Annotated in this window: 17 protein-coding genes; 9 read left to right on the forward strand and 8 right to left on the reverse strand. The window is 69.1% G+C overall.

What is annotated here, in order from left to right:
- The first annotated feature begins 398 nt into the window (after positions 1–398).
- From ADK36_RS09945 to ADK36_RS09965, 5 genes are read left to right on the forward strand one after another with little or no spacing between them, the layout of a single operon-like run.
- The gene (locus ADK36_RS09945) at positions 399–3,254 is read left to right on the forward strand and encodes a nitrate- and nitrite sensing domain-containing protein (protein WP_048584366.1); all 2,856 of its coding nucleotides are present in this window, start codon (positions 399–401) and stop codon (positions 3,252–3,254) included.
- Positions 3,251–3,688: a roadblock/LC7 domain-containing protein gene (locus ADK36_RS09950; protein WP_048584367.1), complete on the forward strand. Its 438-nt coding sequence runs from the start codon at positions 3,251–3,253 to the stop codon at positions 3,686–3,688. Before ADK36_RS09945 ends, ADK36_RS09950 begins: the two co-directional genes overlap by 4 nt.
- A 9-nt stretch (positions 3,689–3,697) precedes the next feature.
- Positions 3,698–4,093 (forward strand): DUF742 domain-containing protein, encoded by a 396-nt coding sequence (locus ADK36_RS09955; RefSeq protein WP_048584368.1) that lies wholly within the window; start codon positions 3,698–3,700, stop codon positions 4,091–4,093.
- Between the two features lie 24 nt (positions 4,094–4,117).
- The gene (locus ADK36_RS09960; protein ID WP_053197020.1) at positions 4,118–7,768 is read left to right on the forward strand and encodes a hydantoinase B/oxoprolinase family protein; all 3,651 of its coding nucleotides are present in this window, start codon (positions 4,118–4,120) and stop codon (positions 7,766–7,768) included.
- On the forward strand, positions 7,749–8,354 hold the full coding sequence (locus ADK36_RS09965) for a GTP-binding protein (RefSeq protein ID WP_048584370.1): 606 nt from the start codon (positions 7,749–7,751) through the stop codon (positions 8,352–8,354). Before ADK36_RS09960 ends, ADK36_RS09965 begins: the two co-directional genes overlap by 20 nt.
- Positions 8,355–8,494: 140 nt before the next feature.
- Here ADK36_RS09965 and glpK read toward each other — a convergent pair whose 3' ends face one another.
- The 5 genes from glpK to ADK36_RS09990 form a co-directional block, all read right to left on the reverse strand.
- Positions 8,495–10,006, reverse strand: coding sequence for a glycerol kinase GlpK (gene glpK, locus ADK36_RS09970; protein ID WP_053197022.1), 1,512 nt, complete (start codon positions 10,004–10,006; stop codon positions 8,495–8,497).
- 22 nt (positions 10,007–10,028) lie between these two features.
- Positions 10,029–10,754, reverse strand: coding sequence for an MIP/aquaporin family protein (locus tag ADK36_RS09975; RefSeq protein WP_048584372.1), 726 nt, complete (start codon positions 10,752–10,754; stop codon positions 10,029–10,031).
- 478 nt (positions 10,755–11,232) lie between these two features.
- The gene (locus ADK36_RS09980) at positions 11,233–12,885 is read right to left on the reverse strand and encodes a GGDEF domain-containing protein (protein ID WP_048584373.1); all 1,653 of its coding nucleotides are present in this window, start codon (positions 12,883–12,885) and stop codon (positions 11,233–11,235) included.
- A 106-nt stretch (positions 12,886–12,991) separates the two neighbouring features.
- Positions 12,992–14,182: a lipid-transfer protein gene (locus tag ADK36_RS09985; protein WP_053197031.1), complete on the reverse strand. Its 1,191-nt coding sequence runs from the start codon at positions 14,180–14,182 to the stop codon at positions 12,992–12,994.
- Positions 14,179–14,604: a Zn-ribbon domain-containing OB-fold protein gene (locus ADK36_RS09990; RefSeq protein WP_048584374.1), complete on the reverse strand. Its 426-nt coding sequence runs from the start codon at positions 14,602–14,604 to the stop codon at positions 14,179–14,181. Before ADK36_RS09990 ends, ADK36_RS09985 begins: the two co-directional genes overlap by 4 nt.
- A 158-nt stretch (positions 14,605–14,762) precedes the next feature.
- Between ADK36_RS09990 and ADK36_RS09995 the strand changes: the two genes are divergently transcribed.
- Positions 14,763–15,569 (forward strand): M15 family metallopeptidase, encoded by an 807-nt coding sequence (locus ADK36_RS09995; protein ID WP_048584375.1) that lies wholly within the window; start codon positions 14,763–14,765, stop codon positions 15,567–15,569.
- Positions 15,570–15,619: 50 nt separating this feature from the next.
- Positions 15,620–16,156, forward strand: coding sequence for an NUDIX domain-containing protein (locus ADK36_RS10000; RefSeq protein WP_048584376.1), 537 nt, complete (start codon positions 15,620–15,622; stop codon positions 16,154–16,156).
- A 9-nt stretch (positions 16,157–16,165) separates the two neighbouring features.
- Here the strand turns inward: ADK36_RS10000 and ADK36_RS10005 are convergent, their stop codons facing one another.
- A complete protein-coding gene (locus tag ADK36_RS10005; RefSeq protein WP_053197024.1) occupies positions 16,166–18,523 on the reverse strand; it encodes a glycoside hydrolase family 31 protein in 2,358 nt (785 codons plus the stop codon).
- A gap of 212 nt (positions 18,524–18,735) precedes the next feature.
- Between ADK36_RS10005 and ADK36_RS10010 the strand changes: the two genes are divergently transcribed.
- Both ADK36_RS10010 and ADK36_RS10015 read left to right on the forward strand, forming a co-directional pair.
- Entirely contained in the window at positions 18,736–20,703 is a 1,968-nt protein-coding gene (locus ADK36_RS10010) for an acetoacetate--CoA ligase (RefSeq protein ID WP_048584378.1), read from the forward strand.
- A gap of 137 nt (positions 20,704–20,840) precedes the next feature.
- Positions 20,841–21,734: a hypothetical protein gene (locus tag ADK36_RS10015; protein ID WP_048584379.1), complete on the forward strand. Its 894-nt coding sequence runs from the start codon at positions 20,841–20,843 to the stop codon at positions 21,732–21,734.
- Between the two features lie 71 nt (positions 21,735–21,805).
- Here the strand turns inward: ADK36_RS10015 and ptsP are convergent, their stop codons facing one another.
- Together ptsP and ADK36_RS10025 are read right to left on the reverse strand one after the other, a co-directional pair.
- Positions 21,806–23,476: a phosphoenolpyruvate--protein phosphotransferase gene (ptsP, locus tag ADK36_RS10020; protein WP_048584380.1), complete on the reverse strand. Its 1,671-nt coding sequence runs from the start codon at positions 23,474–23,476 to the stop codon at positions 21,806–21,808.
- A gap of 81 nt (positions 23,477–23,557) precedes the next feature.
- Positions 23,558–24,007 carry a PTS sugar transporter subunit IIA gene (locus ADK36_RS10025; RefSeq protein ID WP_048584381.1) on the reverse strand — a complete coding sequence of 150 codons (450 nt, stop codon included), beginning with the start codon at positions 24,005–24,007 and terminating at the stop codon, positions 23,558–23,560.
- Between the last annotated feature and the right edge of the window lie 454 nt (positions 24,008–24,461).

Below are 24,461 nucleotides of genomic sequence, written 5' to 3' on the forward strand. Positions count from 1 at the left end.
CAGACCGCTCGTCCCAGCCCGAAGACTTGGCTCCCCAGCGGATGCCCGGCTTGCGCTGTTTTACGCCGCCCGGGGGCGGGATGCGGCTCCTGTGGCCCATTCCGCCTCCATCTCCCGTACAGAAGGACGACCGACGCGTCCTGAAGATTCCCGAGAAAGATAAATTTCCGGCCAACTGGCCCTGCAGACCGGCTGGATCCGTCCATAGAGGCGCCGTGGGATCACGGGAGGCAATCTCCCGCAATGCCCGGACAACTCCCCATGTCTCGTCGGCGGTGCGGAAGTTCATCTTCCGGATCACTCTTCGAGTTACTTGTGCGTCGGTAGTAGGCTCGCGCCAATTGTTGACGCACAGGTGTGCCCCCCTGGCCAATGGGGGGTTTGAGCTGGGGGAGGCCATGCGCTTTCGCGGGAAGTCGATCCGCCGGAAGATGGTGGCGCTGCTTCTCGTGCCGCTGGTGTCCCTGACCGCCATCTGGGGCTTCGCCACGGTACTCACGGGGCGAGGTGTGGCCCAGCTCTTCACGGTGTCGTCCCTCGTCGAGAAGATCGGTTACTCCACCGAGGACGCGGTCCGCGTCCTGCAACAGGAACGCCGCCAGGCGCTGGTGTACCTCGCCGATCGCCGCGCCTCGGACGCGCTGTCCGCACTGCGGGCCACCCGGAACGCCACCGACACCGCCGTCGCCGCGATCCGCAAGAACGCCAAGGACCCCGACGTCCGCGACGGGTTGGACCAGGGCGACAGCGAGCGTCTGACCGCCGTCCTGGACGCCTTCGAAGGCATCAATCCCCTGCGCCGCAGTGTCGAGGACGGAACGGTCACCCGCGCCAAGGCCCTCGACCTCTACAACCGGCTCGTCGACCCCTGCTACGCCCTGCTGGGCTCCCTCGACGGGATCGACAGCGTGGCGATGGACAAGCAGGCCCGCGCCCTGCTCAACGTCACCCGTGCGCGCGAACTGCTCTCCCGCGAGGACGCGTTGCTCAGCTCCGCCCTCGTGGTCGGCAAGCTCACCCGCGCGGAGATACACGGCGTCTCCGACCTCGTCGCCCAGCGCACGCTCATGTACGACATCAGCCTTGCGGACCTGCCCTCGTCGGAGCGTGAACGCTACGAGCGCTTCTGGAGGAACGCCTCCACGGCCCCACTGCACACCGCCGAACAGACCGTCATCGCCACCCAGCCCGGCAGGCCCAGCACGGTCGACGCCAAGAGCTGGGACACCGCCGCCGGCAGTGTCCTCGACGAGCTCAGCCAACTCAACGACGAGGCGGGCACCCGCTATCAGGACCGCGTCCGCCCCGTCGCGATGGGCGTCATCATCAAGGCCGCCGTCGCCGGTGTCCTCGGTCTGCTCGCCCTGCTGTTCTCGCTCTTCCTGTCCGTGCGCGTCGGCCGTGCGCTCATTCGCGATCTGCGCCAGCTGCGCCTGGAGGCCCACGAGGCGTCCGGTGTCCGACTGCCCAGCGTGATGCGCCGCCTCTCCGCAGGCGAACAGGTCGACGTGGAGACCGAGGTCCCCCGCCTGGAGTTCGACAAGAACGAGATCGGTGAGGTCGGCCAGGCCCTCAACACCCTGCAACGCGCCGCCGTCGAGGCAGCCGTCAAGCAGGCCGAACTGCGCGCCGGCGTCTCCGAGGTCTTCGTCAACCTCGCCCGCCGCAGCCAGGTCCTCCTCCACAAACAGCTCACGCTCCTCGACACCATGGAACGCCGGACCGAGGACACCGACGAACTCGCCGACCTTTTCCGCCTGGACCACCTGACCACCCGCATGCGCCGGCACGCCGAGGGCCTGGTGATCCTCTCCGGCGCCGCCCCCTCCCGGCAGTGGCGCAAGCCCGTGCAGCTCATGGACGTCGTCCGTGCCGCGGTGGCCGAGGTCGAGGACTACGAGCGCATCGAGGTCCGCCGCCTGCCCCGTGTCGCCGTCACCGGCCCGGCCGTCGCCGACATCACCCATCTCGTGGCCGAACTCCTCGAGAACGCCACCGTGTTCTCCCCACCCCACACCGCGGTCCAGGTCCTGGGTGAGCGGGTCGCCAACGGCTTCACCCTGGAGATCCACGACCGCGGGCTGGGTATGGCGGCCGACGTCCTGCTGGACGCCAACCTCCGGCTCGCCGAGACGCCCGAGTTCGAGCTGTCCGACACCGACCGGCTCGGCCTGTTCGTGGTCAGCCGGCTCGCCCAGAGGCAGAACGTCCGGGTCTCCCTGCAGCCCTCGCCGTACGGCGGAACCACCGCCGTCGTCTTCATCCCCGACGCGCTGCTCACCGACGACGTCCCGGACACCAACGGCATCGGGTTCCGCCTCGACCGCCCCACTCCCTCCAAGGAGGCCGAGCTGGAGGAGGCGCGCCGAGCCGCACTGTCCCACGCACCGGTCCGTGTGCCCGGCCTGCCCGCCTCGCTCCTTGACGGCCCGGTCGAGCTGGAGGCGCCCGTCGATCTCGACACCCTCACCGGCTTCCCGGACGGGCTCGACGACGAGGACAGCGAACGTGGCGGCCTCTTCCGCTCGCGTCGCACCCTTGCCTCCATGGAGGACGAGACGACAGGCCCGGTCGGCGAACAGCGGCCGGTCTCCGACATCCATGGCGGACCGGCCCAGGCCGACCCGGACGACGGTGCGAGCGCCCCGGTCCCGCTGCCCCGCCGCAGCAGGACACCCAAGCTGGTCAGCTCGCACGGGCGTCCGGTCACCGAGCAGCGCTCCCGGCGGGAGAAGGGCGACGCGGAGCCTTCGACAGGCCCGAGCCGTCCGGAGCCGAACGGCCTCGCTCCGCTGCCGACCCGCCGCCGCGGTACGGCCGACCGGGGCGAGGGAGCCGGTGCGCCCGACCGGACAGGTGACCGTGCCGACGCTCCCTCCACCACCGGGTACGGCCCTGGTGAGCCGCCGGAGCCCCCGGCTCTCCCCAGGCGAGCACGGCGTCCCGCCATCGCGTCGAGTGGCTCCGACGACTCAGCCCCGAACCGTGCCGCTACACAGGGGGAGACCGGCTCCGGAGCGGGGGCGTTGCCCCGACGCGTACGACAGGCCAACCTCGCTCCGCAGCTCAGGCAGCGGTCCGCACCGCGTGCCGAGGACCCTACGGAGCTCGCCGAGCGGGACGCGGACGAGGTCCGCAACCGCATGGCCTCGCTCCAGCGCGGCTGGCAGCGCGGCCGCCAGGAGAACGCCGCGGGCGATGACGCCCACAGCGGCACAGCACCACAACGAACGACTAAGGGGGACGGTCGATGACCGCACCGAAGGCGACCGGCCACACCGCGACCAACCAGTCCGGCGAGCTCAACTGGCTCCTCGACGACTTGGTGGACCGCGTCGCCAGCATTCGCAAGGCCCTCGTCCTCTCCAGTGACGGCCTGCCGACGGGCGTGTCCAAGGACTTGACCCGTGAGGACAGCGAGCACCTGGCCGCCGTGGCGTCCGGCTTCCACAGCCTTGCCAAGGGTGTGGGCCGCCACTTCGAGGCGGGCAACGTCCGGCAGACCGTCGTCGAGCTCGATGACGCCTTCCTGTTCGTGACGGCCGCCGGCGACGGCAGCTGCCTCGCGGTGCTCTCGGACGCCGACTCCGACGTCGGCCTGGTCGCGTACGAGATGACGCTCCTCGTCAAGCGTGTCGGGGTGCATCTGGGCTCCGCTCCGCGCACCGATCTGCCCGCGGGCGGGTAGTGGGATGGCATGAGCGCTGACGGTCAGGGAAGAAGCCACTGGTTCGACGACGAAGCCGGACCGGTTGTCCGTCCGTACGCCATGACGCGTGGCCGCACCACCAGTGCGGCCCAGCACCGCCTCGACCTGATCGCGGTGGTCGTCGCGGAACCGCACGCGGACGATCCGGACGCGGACTCCACGCTGTCCCCGGAACACGTGGACATCGTCGGGCTGTGCCGTGACACCCCGCAGTCCGTGGCCGAACTCTCCGCTGAGCTCGATCTGCCCATTGGAGTCGTACGTGTCCTCATCGGGGATCTCGTGGACGCGGAATTCGTCCATGTGAACCGGCCAGTACCGCCTGCGGAGCTGGTGGACGAGAGTATTCTGCGCGACGTGATCAACGGCCTGCGGGCGCTGTGAGCGGCGCGGAAGCGGGGTAGTGACGTGACAGGCTGGCAGTTCTGGGTCGACCGAGGCGGCACCTTCACGGACATCGTCGCGCGACGCCCGGACGGCCGTCTGCTGACGCACAAGCTCCTGTCGGAAAATCCGGCCCGCTACTCCGACGCGGCAGTCGCGGGCGTGCGCGAGCTGCTGGACGGATCCCAGGACCCCATCGAGGCGATCCGCATGGGCACGACGGTCGCCACGAACGCCCTGCTCGAGCGCAAGGGCGAGCGCACCCTGCTGGTCATCACCCGAGGCTTCCGCGACGCCCTGCGCATCGCCTACCAGAACCGCCCGCGGATCTTCGCGCGCCGTATCGAACTGCCCGAGCTGCTGTACGAGCGGGTCGTGGAGGTCGACGAGCGCATCGCCGCCGACGGCACCGTGGTACGCGCTCCCGACCTGGACGCCCTCGCCGGCCGCCTCCAGCAGGGGTACGACGACGGGATCCGTGCCGTCGCCGTGGTCTGCATGCACAGTCACCTCCACCCCGCGCACGAACAGGCCGTCGGGAAGCTCGCCGCCCGCATCGGATTCCCTCAGATCTCGCTGTCCAGCGAGGTCAGCCCCTTGATGAAAGTCGTCCCACGCGGGGACACCGCCGTCGTCGACGCCTACCTCTCGCCTGTGCTGCGCCGCTACGTCCAGCACGTCGCCGAGAAACTCGAAGGCGTACGGCTGATGTTCATGCAGTCCAACGGCGGCCTCGCCGAAGCCGGGCAGTTCCGCGGCAAGGACGCCATCCTCTCCGGCCCCGCCGGAGGCATCGTCGGCATGGCGCGTATGTCGCAGCTCGCCGGCTTCGATCGTGTCATCGGGTTCGACATGGGCGGCACCTCCACCGACGTCTCCCACTTCGCCGGCGAATACGAACGCGTCTTCACCACACAGATCGCCGGCGTCAGGCTGCGCGCCCCCATGCTGGACATCCATACCGTCGCGGCGGGCGGCGGCTCGATCCTCCACTTCGACGGCTCCCGCTACCGCGTAGGGCCGGACTCGGCGGGCGCGGACCCGGGACCCGCCTGCTACCGGGGCGGCGGCCCGCTCGCGGTCACCGACGCCAACGTCATGCTCGGCCGCATCCAACCCGCCCACTTTCCCAAGGTGTTCGGTCCCGAAGGCGACCAGCCGCTCGACGACACCCTCGTCCGTGAGCGTTTCACCGCCCTCGCGCGTGAGATCCGGGAGCGGACCGGCGACGACCGCACGCCCGAGCAGGTAGCCGAGGGCTACCTGCAGATCGCTGTCGCCAACATCGCCAACGCCGTCAAGCGGATCTCCGTCCAGAAGGGCCACGACGTCACCCGCTACGCCCTCACCACCTTCGGGGGTGCGGGTGGACAGCACGCGTGCATGGTGGCCGACTCGCTCGGCATCCGCACCGTACTCGTCCCGCCCATGGCAGGCGTCCTCTCCGCTCTCGGCATCGGCCTCGCCGACACCACGGCCATGCGCGAACAGTCCGTCGAGGCGCCCTTGCAGCCCACCTCGATGCCCGGCGTCCTGAAGACGGCGAGCGACCTCGAAGCAGCCGCCCGCACCGAACTTCTCGACGAGGAAGTCCCCGAGGAGCACATCAAGGTCACCCGCCGCGCCCAACTCCGCTACGACGGCACCGACACCACCCTCACCGTCGAACTCACCGAGCCCGACGCGATGAGGCATGCCTTCGAAGATCGTCATCGCGCCACGTACTCCTTCACGCTCGACCGCCCGATCGTCGTCGAAGCCCTCTCCGTCGAAGCCACCGGCATCACCGACCCCCCCGATCTCTCTGCTCTCGCCCCCTACGAAGCCACCCCTGAAGGCAGCCCGGCCGCACCGGAAACCGTCCGCCTCCACACGGGCGGCGCCTTGCGCGACGTACCCCTCCACCGCCGTGAGTACCTGCCTCCCGGCGAAACCGTCACCGGCCCGGCGATCATCACCGAGGCCAGTGCGACGACCGTCGTCGACGACGGCTGGCACGCCGCGACGACCGACGACGGGCATCTGGTCATGGAACGGGTGGCGATTACGCAGAGTTCCGATCTCGATACAAAAGCCGACCCGGTTCTTCTCGAGGTCTTCAACAACCTCTTCATGTCCATCGCCGAACAGATGGGCGCCCGCCTCGAATCCACCGCCCAGTCCGTCAACATCAAGGAACGCCTGGACTTCTCCTGCGCGCTCTTCGACCCGGACGGAAACCTCGTGGCCAACGCCCCACACATCCCCGTCCACCTGGGCTCGATGGGTACCAGCGTCAAGGAGGTCATCCGCCGCCGCGGCTCCCGGATGCGCCCCGGCGACACCTACGCCGTCAACGACCCGTACCACGGCGGCACCCACCTCCCCGACGTCACCGTGATCACCCCGGTCTTCGACTCGGGAAGTGCGGCGAACACGGAGGGTGGTCAGGAGATCCTCTTCTACGTCGCCTCACGCGGCCACCACGCGGAGATCGGCGGCATCGCCCCCGGCTCCATGCCCGCGAACAGCCGCACCATCGAGGAAGAGGGAATCCTCTTCGACAACTGGCTGCTCGCCGAGAACGGCAGCTTCCGCGAGCAGGAGACCCTCCGGCTGCTCACCGAGGCGCCCTACCCCTCCCGCAACCCCAAGACCAACCTCGCAGACTTGCGCGCCCAGATCGCGGCCAACCAGAAGGGCGTCGACGAAGTCGCCCGGATGATCGACAACTTTGGCCTCGCCGTCGTCCAGGCGTACATGAAGCATGTCCAGGACAATGCGGAGGAAGCAGTACGCCGCGTCATCGACGCCCTGGACGACGGTGAGTACGCGTACGAGACCGACTCGGGCGCGATCATCCGGGTACGCGTGCGCGTGGACCGCGAGAACCGCTCCGCCACCGTCGACTTCACCGGCACGTCCCCGCAGCTCTCCACGAACTTCAACGCCCCCTTCTCGGTCGTCAACGCGGCGGTCCTGTATGTCTTCCGGACCCTTGTCGACGACGACATCCCGCTCAACGACGGCTGCCTGCGCCCCCTCGACATCATCGTGCCGCCCGGTTCCATGCTCGCTCCCGAACCCCCGGCAGCGGTCGTCGCGGGAAACGTGGAGACCTCCCAGGCCATCACCGGCGCCCTCTACGCCGCACTGGGCGTCCAGGCCGAGGGCTCCGGCACCATGAACAACGTCACCTTCGGCAACGAACACCACCAGTACTACGAGACCGTCGCCTCCGGATCCGGCGCCGGCGACGGGTTCCCCGGAGCGCCCGTCGTCCAGACCCACATGACCAACTCGCGGCTCACGGACCCCGAAGTGCTGGAGTGGCGACTGCCCGTACAGCTCGACGAGTTCGCCGTACGGCGCGGCAGCGGAGGGGCCGGGCGGTGGCCCGGTGGTGACGGCGCCCTGCGCCGTATCCGGTTCCACGAGCCCATGACAGTCTCCACGCTGTCCCAGCACCGCCGAGTCCCGCCGTACGGCATGGCGGGCGGCGAACCCGGCGCGCTGGGTGCCAACCGCGTGGAACGCGCGGACGGCACGGTCACCGCACTCGGCGGAAGCGATTCCGCAGATGTCCGACCCGGCGACGTACTCGTCATCGAAACCCCTGGCGGCGGAGGCTACGGCCGACCGTCGCGCGACCCCCATCAAGCAGGAGAAGAGATCGATGATCTTCGGGCGTTCTGAGCGCGGGAAGCCTCCGGTCGAGCCCGTCACGCTCAAGATCCTGGTGGCCGGCGGCTTCGGCGTGGGCAAGACGACCCTCGTCGGCGCGGTCAGCGAGATCAGGCCGCTGCGCACGGAGGAACTGCTCACCGAGGCCGGCCGCCCGGTCGACGACACAAGCGGTGTCGAGGGCAAACGCACCACCACCGTGGCCATGGACTTCGGCCGGATCACGTTGCGCGAGGATCTCGTGCTGTACCTCTTCGGTACGCCCGGCCAGGAGCGGTTCTGGTTCATGTGGGACGAGCTGTCCGAAGGCGCGCTCGGTGCCGTCGTACTCGCCGACACCCGCCGCCTCGAGGACTGTTTCGCGGCCGTCGACTACTTCGAACGGCGCTCCATACCCTTCCTCGTCGGCGTCAACTGCTTCGAGGGAGCCGACCGTTACCCGGTGGAGGCCATCCGGCAGGCCCTCGACCTCGACAGCGACGTACCGCTGCTGCTGTGCGACGCCCGCGACCGGGAGTCGGTGAAGGAGACCCTCATCGGTGTCGTCCAGCACGCGATGGCCTTTCAGGCGGACCGCCGCGAGGCCGTGACCACCTGAGGCGGGGGTACGGGCACGGCCCGTACCCCCGCCGACCGGGGTACGGGCCGTGGCTCAGGGCCACGCGCGTGTGGCTCACATGGGACGCACGCACGCGTGGACCGCTCTTCGGCTCCAGCCTTCCGCTTCAGCCGTCTCCGTCAGCTCTCGCCGTCCTCCAGCCAGCCGAAGCTCTTCTCCACCGCCTTGCGCCAGTTGTGGTGCTCGCGGTCACGCACATCGGCAGGCATGGCGGGCGTCCACTCGGCGTCCTTCGCCCAGTGCGTCTTGAGCTCGTCCAGGTCGTTCCACACACCGGTGGCGAGGCCGGCCGCGTACGCGGCTCCCAGGCAGGTCGTCTCGGAGACCTTGGGCCGGATCACCGGGACGTCGAGCACGTCCGCCTGGTGCTGCATGAGCAGGTTGTTCTTCGTCATGCCGCCGTCGACCTTCAGGGTCGTGATGTGCACGCCGGAGTCCTGGTACATGGCGTCCACGACCTCGCGTGTCTGCCAGCTCGTCGCCTCCAGCACCGCGCGGGCGAGGTGCGCCTTGGTGACGTACCGCGTCAGTCCGGTGATCACCCCACGCGCGTCCGAACGCCAGTACGGCGCGAACAGGCCGGAGAAGGCGGGCACGATGTAGGCGCCGCCGTTGTCCTCGACACTCGCCGCCAGAGGCTCGATCTCGTCGGCGGTGCGGATGATGCCGAGCTGGTCGCGGAACCACTGGACCAGCGCGCCCGTTATGGCTATCGACCCCTCCAGGCAGTACACCGGCGCCTCACTGCCGATCTTGTAGCCCATCGTCGTCAGCAGCCCGCTCTTCGACGGCACCGGCCGGTTGCCGGTGTTGAGCAGCAGGAAGCTGCCCGTGCCGTAGGTGTTCTTCGCCGTGCCCACGTCATAGCAGGCCTGCCCGAACACCGCCGCCTGCTGGTCGCCCAGGGCGGAGGCGACCGGCACACCGGCCAGCTGCCCGACGGCGGTCCCGTACACCTCGGCCGAGGACCTGATCTCCGGAAGGACGGCCTCCGGCATGTTCATGGCGGAGAGGATCGAGGAGTCCCACTGGAGGCTCTCCAGGTTCATCAGCATGGTGCGTCCGGCGTTCGTCACGTCGGTGACGTGATGCCCGCCCTCCGTGCCGCCGGTGAGGTTCCAGATCAGCCAGGAGTCGATGGTGCCGAAGGCGATCTCGCCGCGCTCGGCGCGGTCCCTGAGGCCGGGCACGTTGTCCAGCAGCCAGGCCGCCTTGGGGCCGGAGAAGTAGCTGGCCAGCGGCAGGCCGGTCTGCTCGCGGAAACGGTCCTGCCCGTCCGAGCCGCCGAGCTGGTTGCACAACGCCGCCGTGCGTGTGTCCTGCCACACGATCGCGTTGTGCACCGGCTTGCCCGTCGCGCGGTCCCACAGGACAGTCGTCTCGCGCTGGTTGGTGATGCCGAGCGCGCTGAGCTGGTCGGCACGCAACCCGGCCTTGGCGATCGCGCCGGCCACCACCGCCTGCACCTTGGACCAGATCTCGGTGGCGTCGTGCTCCACCCAGCCGGGTTTGGGGAAGATCTGGCGGTGCTCGCGCTGGTCGACGGCCACGATGGCGCCGTCCTGGTTGAAGATCATGCAGCGGCTCGAGGTTGTGCCCTGGTCGATGGCGGCGACGAACTTGTCCGTCATGACGTCCCCTTCGTCGGTTCCTTCAGAAGGCTGCGTTGAAGATGAGCCCGGACAGCACCCCGCCGATCAGCGGTCCCACCACCGGGATCCACGCGTAGCCCCAGTCCGAGGTGCCCTTGTTGGGAATCGGGAGCAGGGCGTGGACGATGCGCGGGCCCAGGTCACGGGCCGGGTTGATGGCGTATCCGGTGGGACCGCCGAGCGACAGACCGATGCCGACCACCAGGAACGAGACGATCAGAATCGCGGTGCCGGACACGCCGAGCCCCTTGGTCAGGCCGAAGGCGAGGATCGGCAGTACCAGCGCGATCGTCGCGATGATCTCGGTGATGAGGTTCGCCACGACATTGCGGATCGCGGGCGCGGTGGAGAAGATTCCGAGGGTCGGCTGAGCGATGTCCTTGTCGGCGTTGGCCTGGAACTGCGCGAAGTAGACCAGCCAACACAGCACCGCACCCAGGATCGCGCCGACCATCTGCCCGGCGATGTAGATGTGGACCTTGTCCCATACCCCGGTGTCGATGGCGATCCCGAGCGTCACGGCGGGGTTGAGCTGCCCACCGGACAGCGGCGCGGCGGTGTATGCGCCGGCCATCACGCCGAAACCCCAGCCGAAGGCGATGACGATCCAGCCCGCGTCCTTGGCCTTGGAGTAGTTGAGTACGACGGCGGCGACCACTCCGGCTCCGAAGAGGATCAGGATCGCGGTACCGATGACCTCACCGAGGAATATGTCTCCGTTGCTCATGGCGGCTCCTAGGCCCTGACCGGGACGATCGGCCCCGGTTCTTCGTGCGGGGTGCGTTTCCCATGGCGACTTCAGCCGAGGGCAGGGAGGTCCCGCGCCCCGTTCGGCGTCCGTGATGAGCGTGCCGTCGCAGCCGACTCGCCCGTGGGGGAGGACGCCCTTGGTGCAGGCGGAACCGCGCGGCGCAGTGCGTGGATACGCCAAAAATGTACGGCGATGTCGACTGACACCGGGAAGTGTTCACCGGCGTTCAAGGGGCGTCAAGGTCGCGGACGCCAACGGTTGAGGGCGTGCCGACGGGGCACGGACCGTCGCCGAACGGGCTGTCGGGACGCCCACTCGGGGGGCGGGACGGACACCGGGCCCTGCTGAGGCCGGCAGGGAGGCCAGTTCCTGCTGAACCCGGCAGGGGCTGAAGACCAGGGCTGTGCTGAGGCCGTGCGGATTGGGCCTCCGCCGACCTCGTAGAAGAAGCGTCTCACCCCCTGCCCGGCTCCGCCACCGCCCACTCGGCCTGGGCCGTTGCCTGCGCCACCCCGCGAAGGATCTCGTGCCCGGGCAGCCCGGCCCGGCCCAGCACCCAGCTCGCCCCGCTCAGTGACTTCGCGGCCTTCTTCAGGGGCGCGAGACAGGCGGCCGCCTGCCGGTGGTCTGTCACGCTCCCGGGCTCGCACAGGACCGTGGCCAGGGACAGGGTGACGGGACGCCCACCCGCGGACCAGGGCGCGTCCAGTACGGATGTGGCCAGCGGATCCAGCCGCTCCGGATCCGCGAGCACCAGGAAGTCGTCCCCGCCGATGTGGCCCACTCGGGTACTGTCCGACGCCGCGTGCTGCAGCGCCCGTCCCACCGACCGGATCAGCTCGTCGCCCGCCGCGAACCCGGCCCCGTCGTTGACCTGCTTGAAATGGTCCACATCCAGCCAACTCAGTGCGAACGTCCGCCCGTCCGCGATCCGCCGGTCCACCTCGCCGGTGATCGTGTCCGAGCCCGGCAGCCGGGTCAGCGGATTGAGTCCGGCGGCCTCCTCGACCCGGGTCTCGGCCAGAGCCCTTACGAGATCCGCGAGCCGTACGACGCCCACGCACCGGCCGTAGCGGTCGACCACGGCAACATCGTCCGATGTACGGTCCCTGCCACCGTCCGCGACGACATCCAGCACCTCCCACGCTGTGGCGTCGGCGCCCACCGTGCGCGGCAGATCTCCGAGCTTGGCCGCAGGCCGGTCCGCGTACAGGGCATGGCCGTAACGGCCCGACATCGACAGCAGAAAGCGGGAACGATGCACCGATCGCACCGGAACGCCGCTCCCGTCCACCAGGAGGACCCCGGACACGTCCGGCGACCCGGTCAGCAGTGCCCGAACCTGGCCCGCGGAAGCGGTGGCGGGCAGCAGTGCGGCCGGCCGCACGAACTCCCGCACCGACGGCCCCGATCGCTGCGCCACCGCCAGTCCGGAGGAGCGCGGCGGAACGTATACCTCCGCTGCGGGCAGCCGGGCCGGCGGAGCGAACAGCTGCCCCTGAGCCAGCTGGGCACCGGCCGACCGCGCGGACGCGCACTGCAGCTCCGTCTCCACGCCTTCGACACTCAGGAGCGCTCCCAACTGCTCGCACAGTGTCCGCATCGCCCGTACCCCCGCCGGTCGCGCCAACAGGGACGCGTCGAGCTTCACCAGGTCCGGGGTCATGTCCGTGAGCAACCGCAGCGGGAGATCTCCGTCGCCGACGCCGTCCGCGCAGATCCGGAATCCCTGGTCACGGAGTGCGCCGATCGCCTCCAGCAGTGCCTGCTGAGGCACGTGCGTGTACGGCGGACCGATGTCGATCGTCACCTCCCACGGCAGTCGACCTGCCGCGCGCACAGCGTCGTGGAGCGGCGTGAGTCCGCCCAGGTCGGCGAGGGTCCCGGCGAACACGTTGACGTACAGGGGCAGCAACGTCTCCTTGCGAGCCGCCGCACGGAACGCCAACACGGCCAGCCGACCGTCGAGTTCGGGATCGCGGCGGGCCTCGGCCAGGACGTCGCCGGTCTCCGGTCGGGCGAGTATCTCCAGCCCCGCGACTCCGCCGGTCGTCAGATTGACCACCGGTTGGAAAGCGAAGCGGAGAGTATCCGTCCAGGAGTCCACGGCAGCATGATGTCGCCGACGGCGCACGCCCGAGCCCAGTTCATACGACGTTCACGCAGGATTCCTGGTCGCTCACACAGCGTGGCGTCAGCCTGATCGTCATGTCTCATCGCATCGCGACCACCGCGGACCCGTGACCGAACAACCCCTGGTTCGCGGCGATACCCACCCGGGCCCCGGCGACCTGCCGATCTCCCGCGTCTCCTCTCAACTGCCAGGTGAGTTCGCAGACCTGGGCGATCGCCTGGGCCGGAACCGCCTCGCCGAAGGACGCCAGGCCGCCGCTCACATTCACGGGTATGCGTCCACCCAGCGCCGTCGAGCCCTCCCGCAGCAGCTTCACGGCCTCTCCCCGGCCGCACAGCCCCAGGTCCTCGTACCACTGCAACTCCAGGGCGGTGGACAGGTCATAGACCTCCGCGAAGGAGAGGTCATCCGGGCCGATACCAGCCTCCTCGTAGGCGGCGCGCCCGATCGATTCCCGGAACGTCCCGCCCTCCGGCTGCACTGCCGCCGCCGAGTCCGTCGCTATGTCGGGCAGATCCAGGACGGTGCTGGGGTAGCGCGGCGTCACGGTGGAAACCGCCCGGATCCGTACCGGTTCCCTGGCGCCGTGCCGACGCGCGAACTCCATGCCGGCCAGCACGAGCGCCGCGCCTCCGTCCGAGGTCGCGCAGATGTCGAGCAGTCGCAGCGGGTCTGCCACTACGGCGGAGGCGGCCACCTCCTCGGCGGTGACCGGCTTGCGGTAACGGGCGTAGGGATTCAGCGCACCCAGGGCGGCGTTCTTCACCTTGACCTGCGCGAAGTCCTCCGGCGTGTCCCCGTGTACGGCCATCCGCCGACGCGCGTACAGCCCGAAGTACGCGGGATTGGTCGCACCGAGGACTCGGAAACGAAGCCAGTCCGGATCGTCCGGCCGGTCACCGCCCGCCGGCCGGAAGAAGCCCTTGGGAGCCGCATCGGCACCCACCACCAGCACGACGTCCGCAAGCCCTGCAAGAATCTGCGCCCGCGCGGTGTTGACGGCCTGCGCCCCGGACGCACACGCCGCGTACACGCTTGTGGCCCGGGCGCCCTGCCAGCCCAGCGCCTTCGCGAACGTTGCCCCGGCCACATAGCCCGGATAGCCACCCCGCACGGTGTCCGCACCGACGATCGCCCCGATATCCCGCCACTCCAGTCCCGCATCGGCGAGTGCCGCGCGGGCCGCCACCGCGCCGTACTCGACGAAGCTGCGCCCCCACTTGCCCCAGGGATGCATACCCACGCCGAGCACCGCCACCTCTGTCGTCATGACGTCACCCCCGTCGGCTGCCACTGCCAGGTCGTCCAGATCGTCTCGGCATCCTCATGCAGCACGCCTGGAACGACCTCTACTTCCATGCCCACCATCAGATCGGCGACGGTGACCCCGGGAACCGCCTGTCCCAGCACCACGAGGCGCTCGGGCTCCAGCTCCACAGCGATCAACGCGTACGGCTCCCACGGAAGTTCCGGATTGGTCACATAGGGTGACGGTGGCCGATATCGGCTGTCCGTGTACGACCAGACGCGCCCGCGCCGCGAGAGCGGGACCTCCTCCAGGACTCCGCCCGAGCAGTCCGGGTTGCGGCAGTGGGCGTCCTCGCGCGGAAAGAAGACCGAGGCGCAGCCCGAGCAGCGGGTGCCCAGGAGCCGGAAGTCGTCCCCGTCACCGGCGAACCACCCGGCGACCACAGGCGTGCGCGTGCGTGGCATAGTCCCTCCTGAGAGAGTTATCTGACGGGACGTCAGAAGTGTGCCACGGGCAAAGGTAAAGCGGCAGAGCGGCCTTACGAGTGGACTGCATCCGATCGCTTCCCTCACAGGGAGGACTCCTGATAGATGCAGGAGACATGACACGAATCTCGACAGCGGTACGGGGACTGGTCACCACACTCGCCACCCTGCTCGCCGTGACCGCCGCGCCCGCCACTGCCCAGGCGAAGGGCGAACCCAAAGCGCCGGAAGACTTCGTGGCGCTGCGGACGGTTGACCTCAGCATCATTCAGGAGATGCGGTACTTCACCCCGCACAACTTCGTGGGCAAGCGCGTCGACGGCTACCGACAGCCCCTCTGTATCCTCACCCGACCCGCCGCCGAAGCGCTCCACCAGGCGCAGAGGCGGCTGTTGCGCCAAGGCTACGCACTCAAGGTATACGACTGCTATCGGCCCCAGCGGGCCGTCGACCACTTCGTACGCTGGGCCGAGGACCTAGACGACCAGGCCATGAAGGACGAGTTCTACCCGAACGTCGACAAGACCCGCCTCTTCGCGGACGGTTACATCGCGGAGAAGTCAGGCCACAGTCGCGGCTCGACCGTGGACCTGACGATCGTCAGGCTGCCCACCAAGCCCACCAGGCCGTACGTACCGGGGGAGCCCCTCGTTCCCTGCTATGCACCTCAGGGAGAGCGCTTCCCCGACAACTCCGTCGACATGGGCACCGGCTTCGACTGTTTCGACACCCTTTCGCACACCCTTGATCCGCGCATCCAGGGCGAACAGCGCGCCAACCGGCTGTTGCTCAAGAGCACATTGGAAGCCCTCGGATTCGTGAACCTCGCCGAAGAGTGGTGGCACTACACGTACAAGCCGGAGCCCTATCCGGACACCTACTTCGACTTCCCCGTGTCCTGGAACTCCCTCACAAGGCAGTAGTGACCAGCCCTCGGAAGACGCCCTTCCGCTGATCGGATACAGTCCGCCGCGTGTCCGAAACTCAGTTCTCCGCCCCCAACTCCGCAGCTGACTCCCACTGTTCGAGCTGCGGCGCGCCCCACGGAGAGGGCGTCTCAGGCTGGCCTCGCACCTGCCCGGCGTGCGGCACGGTGGCTTACCGCAATCCCCTGCCGGTGGCCGTCGCGCTCCAGCCCGTGTACGACACCAAGGGCACAGCCCTGGTCGTCATCACCCGAAACGTCGCCCCCGCGCGCGGAGGCATCGCCCTGCCCGGCGGCTACATCGACGATCGCGAGGACTGGCGGCAGGCCGTCGTCCGCGAACTCAAGGAAGAGACCGGGATCGAGGCGGCCGGCCGCGACGTGCGGCTCGTCGACGCGATGAGCTCTCCCGACGGCCACCTGCTGCTGTTCGGCCTCCTCCCGGAACGGCCCGCCGACCGCCTACCGACATCGACCGCCACGGACGAGACCGAGGGCTGGCACCTCCTGCGCAGGCCGGAGGAGCTTGCCTTCCCGCTGCACACGCTGGCCGTCAAGGGGTTCTTCGAAGGCCGTTACGTCTGAGCTGGACACTCAGAGCCCTCGTATGCGTACCGGACGGGGCGAGGCGATCACGCCGTCCTCGTGCTCCAGCTCGACAAGCAGCTTTCGACCTTCCCAGCGGGTGACGTAACGCTCGATCTCCGGTTCGTCCCACCCGTCACCCGAATCCGGCACAACCAGCCCGCCCCCGGTACGTCCCCGGGCGGGCGCCCACACCTCCAGTTCCAGCCCGCCGTCGTCCCCACGTACGGGGACGACGGCACCTGAGCGCGCCAGCACCGGGATCCGGGACACAGGCGCGTCGACGAGAACCTGTCCCGGCCCCTCGTAGGCTCGCCCCGTCGCCCTGTCGTGCCAGCGCCCTCTGGGCAGCTGCACCGCACGCCGGTCGGCGCCCGGATCCAGCACCGGCGCCACCAGCAGACAGTCGCCCAGCAGAAACGCATCTTCGCAGTCGCGCAGCGCGCGGTCCTCTGGCATCGACCACCACAGCGGACGAACATAGGGCGCCCCGGTACGCCGGGCCAGATGCGCCAGCGTCACGAAGTACGGCAGCAGCCTCCGACGCTCGACGAGCGCCACGCGCGCGTGTTCCAGTACCTCGGGACCGAACTCCCATGGTTCCCTGCGCCCTGCCCGCAGACTCGCGTGCGTACGGAACAGCGGCAGATACGAGGCAAGCTGGAACCACCGCAGATACAGCTCCGGAGACGGACTCCCGTCGAACCCGCCCACGTCCGGCCCCGAGTAGGGCACCCCGCACAGCCCGAGGCCCATGACCAGCGACAGCGACGCCCGCAGCCCCGGCCAGCCTGTCGCCACGTCCCCCGACCAGGTCCCCCCGTAGCGCTGCAGGCCGGCCCACCCCGAACGCGAGAAGACAAAGGGCCGCTCGTCGGGTGCCAGGTCCAGCAGCCCCTCGTAAGCCGCCCTGGCCATACACAGGCCATAGACGTTGTGTGCCTCCCGATGGTCTCCGCCACGCCCTTCCAGGGAGTGACGGGCCGAACGCGGCAGCGTCGACTCCCCGAACGCCGTGAACGAAGTCGGCTCGTTCATGTCATGCCAGAAACCCGAGAATCCCTGCCCCAGCCGTTCCTCGTACAGACCACCCCACCACTGCCGCACGCGCGCGTGCGTGAAGTCCGGGAAGACCGCCTCCCCGGGCCAGACCACCCCCCGCACGAGCTGTCCGGAGGCGTCCCTCACGAACGCGTCCTCCGCCGACCCGCTGTCGTACACGGCATTGCCCGGCGCGGCTTTGACCGCCGGGTCGACGATCGACACCAGGCGGATGCCGTCCCGGCGCAAGTCCTCGGCAAGCTGCGGCAGTTTGGGGAAGCCCTCCTGGTCGACCGTGAACACCTGATGCTCGTCGTAGTGGTCGATGTCCAGATGGACGGCGTCCAGCGGCAGATCTCGCTCCTGGTAACCCGAGACGATCCGCCGCACTTCCTGCTCGCCGCCGAAGCCCCACCGCGCGTGCTGGTGGCCCAGCGCCCACGCGGGCGGTAGCGCGGCCGCCCCGGTGAGGGAGGCCCAGGCGAGCAGCACGCGCGCGGGGGTACCCACCATCACCCAACAGCGCAGCGGACCGCCGTCCATCCGCAGTTCGCTGGTCCCCGCCCGGTCATGCCCGGAGCCGGCGCCCTCCTCGCCCTCCCGCAGCGTCACCGTGCCGTCCCACGAGGTGTCGTGGAACACCAGGTGCGTGGCCGCATCGGCCACCACCAGCTGCACCGGCATCGTGATGTACAGCGGGTCGTCACCGGGGCCGAACGCGCGGCCGGGGTCGGTGTTCCACAGCCGATACGTTCCGTCCCTCAGCCGGGGGCCCGACGCCCGCCCCCCGAGCCCGAAGAACCGCGCGTCCGCGGCCACCTCAGACCGCTGCATCCACCGTGCGGACCCCCCGCTCACCGGCTCCCACCAGCGCGGCGGCAGCTCACGCCGGAGTGTCACGCCACCGGGCGTCTGCACCTCCACGGCACCGTGTCGCGAGATGACCACCGTCACCCGCTCGGCCACGACCCGCCAGCCACCGTCCTTGTCGGGCTCCAGCACCGCCCGGGGATCCGCTTCCGGACGGCGGTCCGCGAGCGCGTACGACGGCTCGGGGGCGGCCCCGTCCCAGCCCCAGAAGACAGCCCCGTTCACGGCGACGCTGATATGCAGCTCGGACCGGCTGAACCGTATGACGCCGCCGCCCGGACCGGGCTGCACCTCCTGCACGACCCCGGGCACCCGGGCACGCTCGGCACCCCGGGGCGACAGGCCCGCGGCATCGACACGCCTTCTCCGCCACGCCGCCAGTACGGTACGCAACCCCTGGGCCGCCCGCACAGAACCGACCACCTTCATCGAACGCACCAGGTCACGACCGTCCATGCTGCTCAGCCTGCCATTGACCGCCCCACGAGAGTGTCTCGTTCAACTGCCGTTCACCCGTGCCGGGACCACATCTTCACGACACGGACTATGTGGGGCGCACCCTGGTGTAGAAGTCGATCACATGGCATCGTCCGTGTCAGCCGCGTCACGCGCACAACCCAGCCGTGCGCGGAAGACGCACACGACGCGCACAGTCCGGGAGCCGATCCATGTCGATCATGAACCCTCAGCCGCTCTGGCAGCCAGATCCGGCACGCATCGCCCAGGCTCAGGTCACCAGATTCCAGACCTGGGCCGCCGAAAAACACGGTGCGCCCGCCCAGGGCGGCTATGCGGCCCTGCACCGCTGGTCGGTCGACGAACTGGACACCTTCTGGAAAGCCGTCACTGAGTGGTTCGACGTACACTTCTCCACCCCCTACGCGCGCGTGCTGGGCGACCGCTCGATGCCCGGCGCCCAATGGTTCCCCGGCGCGACCCTGAACTACGCCGAGCACGCCCTGCGCGCCGCCGCGACCCGCGCCGACGAACCCGCCCTCCTGCACGTCGACGAATCCCACGAGCCCCGACCTGTGACCTGGTCCGAGCTGCGCCGCCAGGTCGGCTCCCTCGCCGCCGAGCTGCGCGCCCTCGGCGTACGGCCCGGCGACCGCGTCAGCGGCTACCTCCCGAACATCCCACAGGCCGTCGTAGCCCTCCTGGCCACGGCCGCCGTCGGAGGCGTCTGGACCTCCTGCGCCCCCGACTTCGGCGCCCGCAGTGTCCTCGACCGCTTCCAGCAGATCGAACCGGTCCTCCTCTTCACCGTCGACGGCTACCGTTACGGCGGCAAGGAGCACGACCGCCGCGACGTCGTCGCCGAACTCCGCCGCGAACTGCCCACGCTGCGCGCGGTGGTGCACATTCCGCTCCTCGGCACAGCGGCCCCCGAAGGCGCATTGGAGTGGTCCGCCCTCACAGCCGCAGACGAGGAACCCGTCTTCGAGCAGGTGCCCTTCGACCACCCGCTCTGGGTCCTCTACTCCTCCGGCACCACCGGACTCCCCAAGGCGATCGTCCAGTCCCAGGGCGGCATCCTCGTCGAGCACCTCAAACAACTCGGGCTGCACTGCGACCTGGGCCCCGAGGACCGCTTCTTCTGGTACACGTCGACGGGCTGGATGATGTGGAACTTCCTCGTCTCCGGCCTCCTCACCGGCACCACGATCGTCCTCTACGACGGCAGCCCCGGATATCCCGACACGGGCGCCCAATGGCGAGTCGCGGAACGCACGGGAGCGACCCTCTACGGCACGTCCGCCGCGTACGTCATGGCCTGCCGCAAGGCCGAGGTGCACCCGGCACGCGACTTCGACCTCGCCCGGGTTCGCTGCGTCGCCACCACCGGATCACCGCTGCCCCCCGACGGGTTCCGCTGGCTGCACGACGAGGTCCGCGACGACCTCTGGATCGCTTCCGTCAGCGGCGGCACGGACGTGTGCTCCTGCTTCGCGGGAGCCGTGCCCACCCTGCCCGTGTACGTCGGCGAGCTCCAGGCCCCGAGCCTCGGCACCGACCTGCAGTCCTGGGACCCCAGCGGCGAACCCCTCATCGACGAGGTCGGCGAACTCGTCGTCACCAACCCCATGCCGTCCATGCCGATCTACTTCTGGAACGACCCCGACGGCAGCAGGTACCACGACAGCTACTTCGACACCTATCCCGGCGTATGGCGCCACGGCGACTGGATCACCGTCACCTCCCGCGGCTCCGTCGTCATCCACGGCCGCTCCGACTCGACGCTCAACCGTCAGGGCGTCCGCATGGGCTCGGCCGACATCTACGAAGCGGTCGAGCGCCTCCCCGAGATCAAGGAATCCCTCGTCATCGGCATCGAACAGCCCGACGGCGGCTACTGGATGCCCTTGTTCGTGCACCTGGCCCCGGGAGCCGTGCTCGACGAACCGCTCCTGACCCGCATCAAGCAGACCATCCGAGAACAGCTCTCACCACGCCACATCCCCGACGAGATCATCGAAGTCCCCGGCGTCCCCCACACCCTCACCGGAAAACGCATCGAGGTCCCGGTCAAGCGCCTCCTCCAAGGCACACCCCTGGAAAAGGCGGTCAACCCGGGCTCCATCGACAACCTTGACCTCCTGCACTTCTACGAGGAGCTGGCCCGCAAGCGCGCCTGACCGACGCCCCGCCTCGGGCTTCGCCGATCACGGGAATCCCGAGGCAGGCCGGCTTGCGACCCCATCGCCGTGACGCCGTTGTCAGTGCCGCCGGTTACTGTGAGTGAGCATTGATCGACTGCGCACAAGGGGGAAACATGGCACACACCGACGACCAGACGATGCGACGCGTCCTGCGCCGCGAAATCGCCGGCACGATCGGCCTGCTGACCGACGAGCACGACTTCCGTGCCATGCGGCACTACCGCAGCTTCACCTTCGACGACCACAAGATCTATCTCCAGCAGGTGGAGGCCTTGCTCAGGACACGTGCCTCCCAAGGCAGCCATACGACGATCGCTCTCTTCGACCCACTGGAATTCGCCGAGTTCTGCGCGGAAAGGGGCCTTGACCCCGACATCCCGTCGAGCCGCACCCGCTTCACCGCCGAACTTGCGACCACAGGACCCACCGTCCCCTACCAGGGCCAGCCCTTGGCAGACCTCGTCCCGGCCCTCGTCGACGAAGCCGTCCGCCAAGCCACCTGGGAGTACGCGTCCACGCTCCTCGCACGGCTGGGCTCCTGCGCCACCTGCGGCGAGGACATCGGCCGCGCCGCCTTCGCCCGCGCCTCGAACCTCGTCGTCCGCATCCTCGACACGGCCTACGCGGGAAGCCGACACCTCGTCTGCAGTGTCACGGGAACACCGGAGACACTCGTCTCCGTCCTGCACGCCGACGAAGACGCAGAGGGCGCCACACACCTCGACGAGGCCGAAGCCCTGGAGTTCACCACGGTCCTTGCCCTCGGCCTCGCCACCCGGAGCCCCGGCGGGCTCGTCATGCGGACCAGCGCCCCCGGCACTTCCGACCGGATCTACGGATGGCGTCTGCGCGGAGACGGCCTGGAACCCCTCACGGCAGGCGAGGTCTTCGACGCCTACTGCACCGACATCGATTCCGGAGATCTCATCTCCCCGGAATCGGGCGTCGACTACTGCGTGCCGCCGGATCTCGGCAATGAGGAAGCTCCACCGGCACACGATCACTGAATGCACGTGGGGCGCACCACCCAGAAGGTGGAGCGCCCCACAACAACCACGACGAAGCCGTCGGGCTACGACTACTCGCCGGACAGCACCGCCTGAGCGGCGTTGCGCGCCTCCTCAGCGCTGTCGGCCGCTCGCGCGGCCGCAGCAGCACGCTCACACTGCGCCAGCGTGTACTTCGCCAGCGTCGCCCGGACGTAAGGAATCGACGCCGAGCCCATGGACAGGGAGGTAACCCCCAGACCGGTCAGCACACACGCCAGCAGCGGGTCGGACGCCGCCTCACCACAGACACCACAGCTCTTGCCCTCGGCCTTCGCCGCCTCTGCGGACAAAGCAACCAGGTCGAGCAGCGCCGGCTGCCACGGATCCTGAAGACGGGAAACCGCACCCACCTGACGGTCCGCGGCGAAGGTGTACTGCGCGAGGTCGTTGGTCCCCAGCGACAGAAACTCGACTTCCTGCAGGATCGAACGCGCCCGCAGCGCGGCCGACGGAATCTCCACCATCGCGCCGAACTTCGCCTGGAGCCCGGCCGCACGGCACGCATCCGCGAATGCCTTCGCATCGCTACGGTCCGCCACCATGGGGGCCATGACCTCAAGGTAGACGGGCAGTCCTTCCACCGCCTTCGCGAGTGCCGTCAGCTGAGTGCGGAGCACCTCGGGGTGGTCCAGCAACGTCCGCAGGCCCCGCACACCCAGCGCCGGGTTCGGCTCGTCCGCAGGTGTCAGGAAGTCCAGCGGCTTGTCCGCGCCGGCGTCCAGGACACGTACGACGACACGGCCCTCGGGGAAGGCCTCGAGAACCTGGCGATAGGCCTCTACCTGCTTCTCCTCCGAGGGCGCCTTCTTGCTGTCATCGAGGAAGAGGAACTCTGTCCGGAACAGACCGACACCCTCAGCCCCCGCCTCGACAGCGGCCGGAACGTCCGACGGCCCGCCGACGTTGGCGAGGAGCGGCACCTTGTGGCCATCCGCGGTGGCCCCCGGCCCGGTCGACGCCGCGAGCGCGGCCTTGCGCGCGGCGGCAGCGGCCTCCAGCTCCCCCTTCTTCTCCTCGCTGGGGTTCACGAAGATGTCGCCGGTACTGCCGTCCACAGCGATGACCGTGCCCTCGGCGAGCTCACCGGCACCCGGCAGCGCGACGACAGCCGGCACTCCCAGCGCCCTCGCCAGAATCGCGCTGTGGCTGGTCGGCCCACCCTCCTCGGTGACAAAGCCGAGAACGAGAGTCGGGTCCAGCAGCGCCGTGTCGGCCGGTGCGAGGTCGCGGGCGACAAGGACATAGGGCTCGTCGCTGTCCGGGACACCCGGCATCGGAACCCCGAGCAAACGAGCGACGATACGATTCCGCACGTCGTCGAGGTCGGCCACGCGACCTGCAAGGTACTCACCAGCACCCGCCAGCAGCTCGCGGTACGCGGCGAAGGCGTCGTACACAGCGCGCTCTGCCGTGCTGCCAACGGCGATACGCCGGTCCACGTCCGCCATCAGCTCGGGGTCCTGGGCCATCATGGCCTGGGCCTCGAGCACCGCTTGCGCCTCGCCTCCCGCCAGGTTGCCGCGCGCCATCAGGTCGGCTGCCACAGCCTCCACGGCCTTGCGGGCACGCCCCTGTTCGCGCTCCGCTTCCTCAGCCGGAATCTGCTTGGCAGGCGGCTCGAGGACCGCCGTTCCCATGTGCCGAACCTCGCCGATAGCCACACCGTGGCTCACGCCGACGCCTCGCAGCGTTGTCTCCATCTCACCCGTCTCCGATAGTGCGGCGGGTCCCGCCGCCGCGGTGGTTGTCGTCCTACCCGCCGTCATACGACGGCACAGAAGTCACTTCCAGACGAAGAGACTGTCGCCGGCCTTAACGTCGCCGTCGTCACGCAGTTCGGAGAGTGCCTCTGCCGTGGCTTCGAGGGCCACGATCGGGCACACCGGGGACTTGCCGGCAGCCTCAACGGCCGACGGGTTCCAGCGGACGATGCCCTGGCCGCGCGTCACGGTGTCGCCCTTGTTCACGAGCAGCTCGAAGCCCTCACCGTTGAGCTGCACGGTGTCGATACCAAGGTGGGTGAGCACACCGTGGCCCTGCTCGTCGACGACGACGAACGCGTGCGGATGGAGAGAGACGATGACTCCGTCCACGGGCGACACAGCCTCGGACGGCTCACGCACCGGGTCGATCGCGGTGCCCGGGCCGACCATGGCCCCGGAGAAGACCGGATCCGGCACGGACGTCAGTCCGACGGCGCGTCCTGCCAATGGGGACGTCACGGTGGTCATGGGAAGCCTCCCAGGGGTGGAGATCGATATGGGCCGTCAGCCTGTGCGACGGCACCAGGGGTGGAGATCGATATGGGCCGTCAGCCTGTGCGACGGCACACTGTTCAGCAGGGTATGTCACATGAAGTGCAGGTTCCGCGTGAGCACTCCAGAGTGGTCTAGACCATACCCCAAATCGATTTGCACCCACTCCGCGGCCGCGTGTACAGTCGTACTCCTGCCTGGGGTTGAGCGACGCAACCGCGCATCCTCGCCCGGCAGCAATCAACTTGTCAGATCCTATCTCGGGGTCACCTTCTGCATGCCTGCAGGACGGTGGTCAGGGAGTCGGAAAAACCCTGATAGAGTTTGGAACACCGAAGGGAAGCGCCCGGAGGAAAGCCCGAGAGGGTGAGTACAAAGGAAGCGTCCGTTCCTTGAGAACTCAACAGCGTGCCAAAAATCAACGCCAGAT

It is taken from the genome of Streptomyces viridochromogenes (assembly GCF_001270495.1).
In the GTDB taxonomy this organism is placed as follows: Bacteria; Actinomycetota; Actinomycetes; order Streptomycetales; family Streptomycetaceae; genus Streptomyces; species Streptomyces viridochromogenes_A.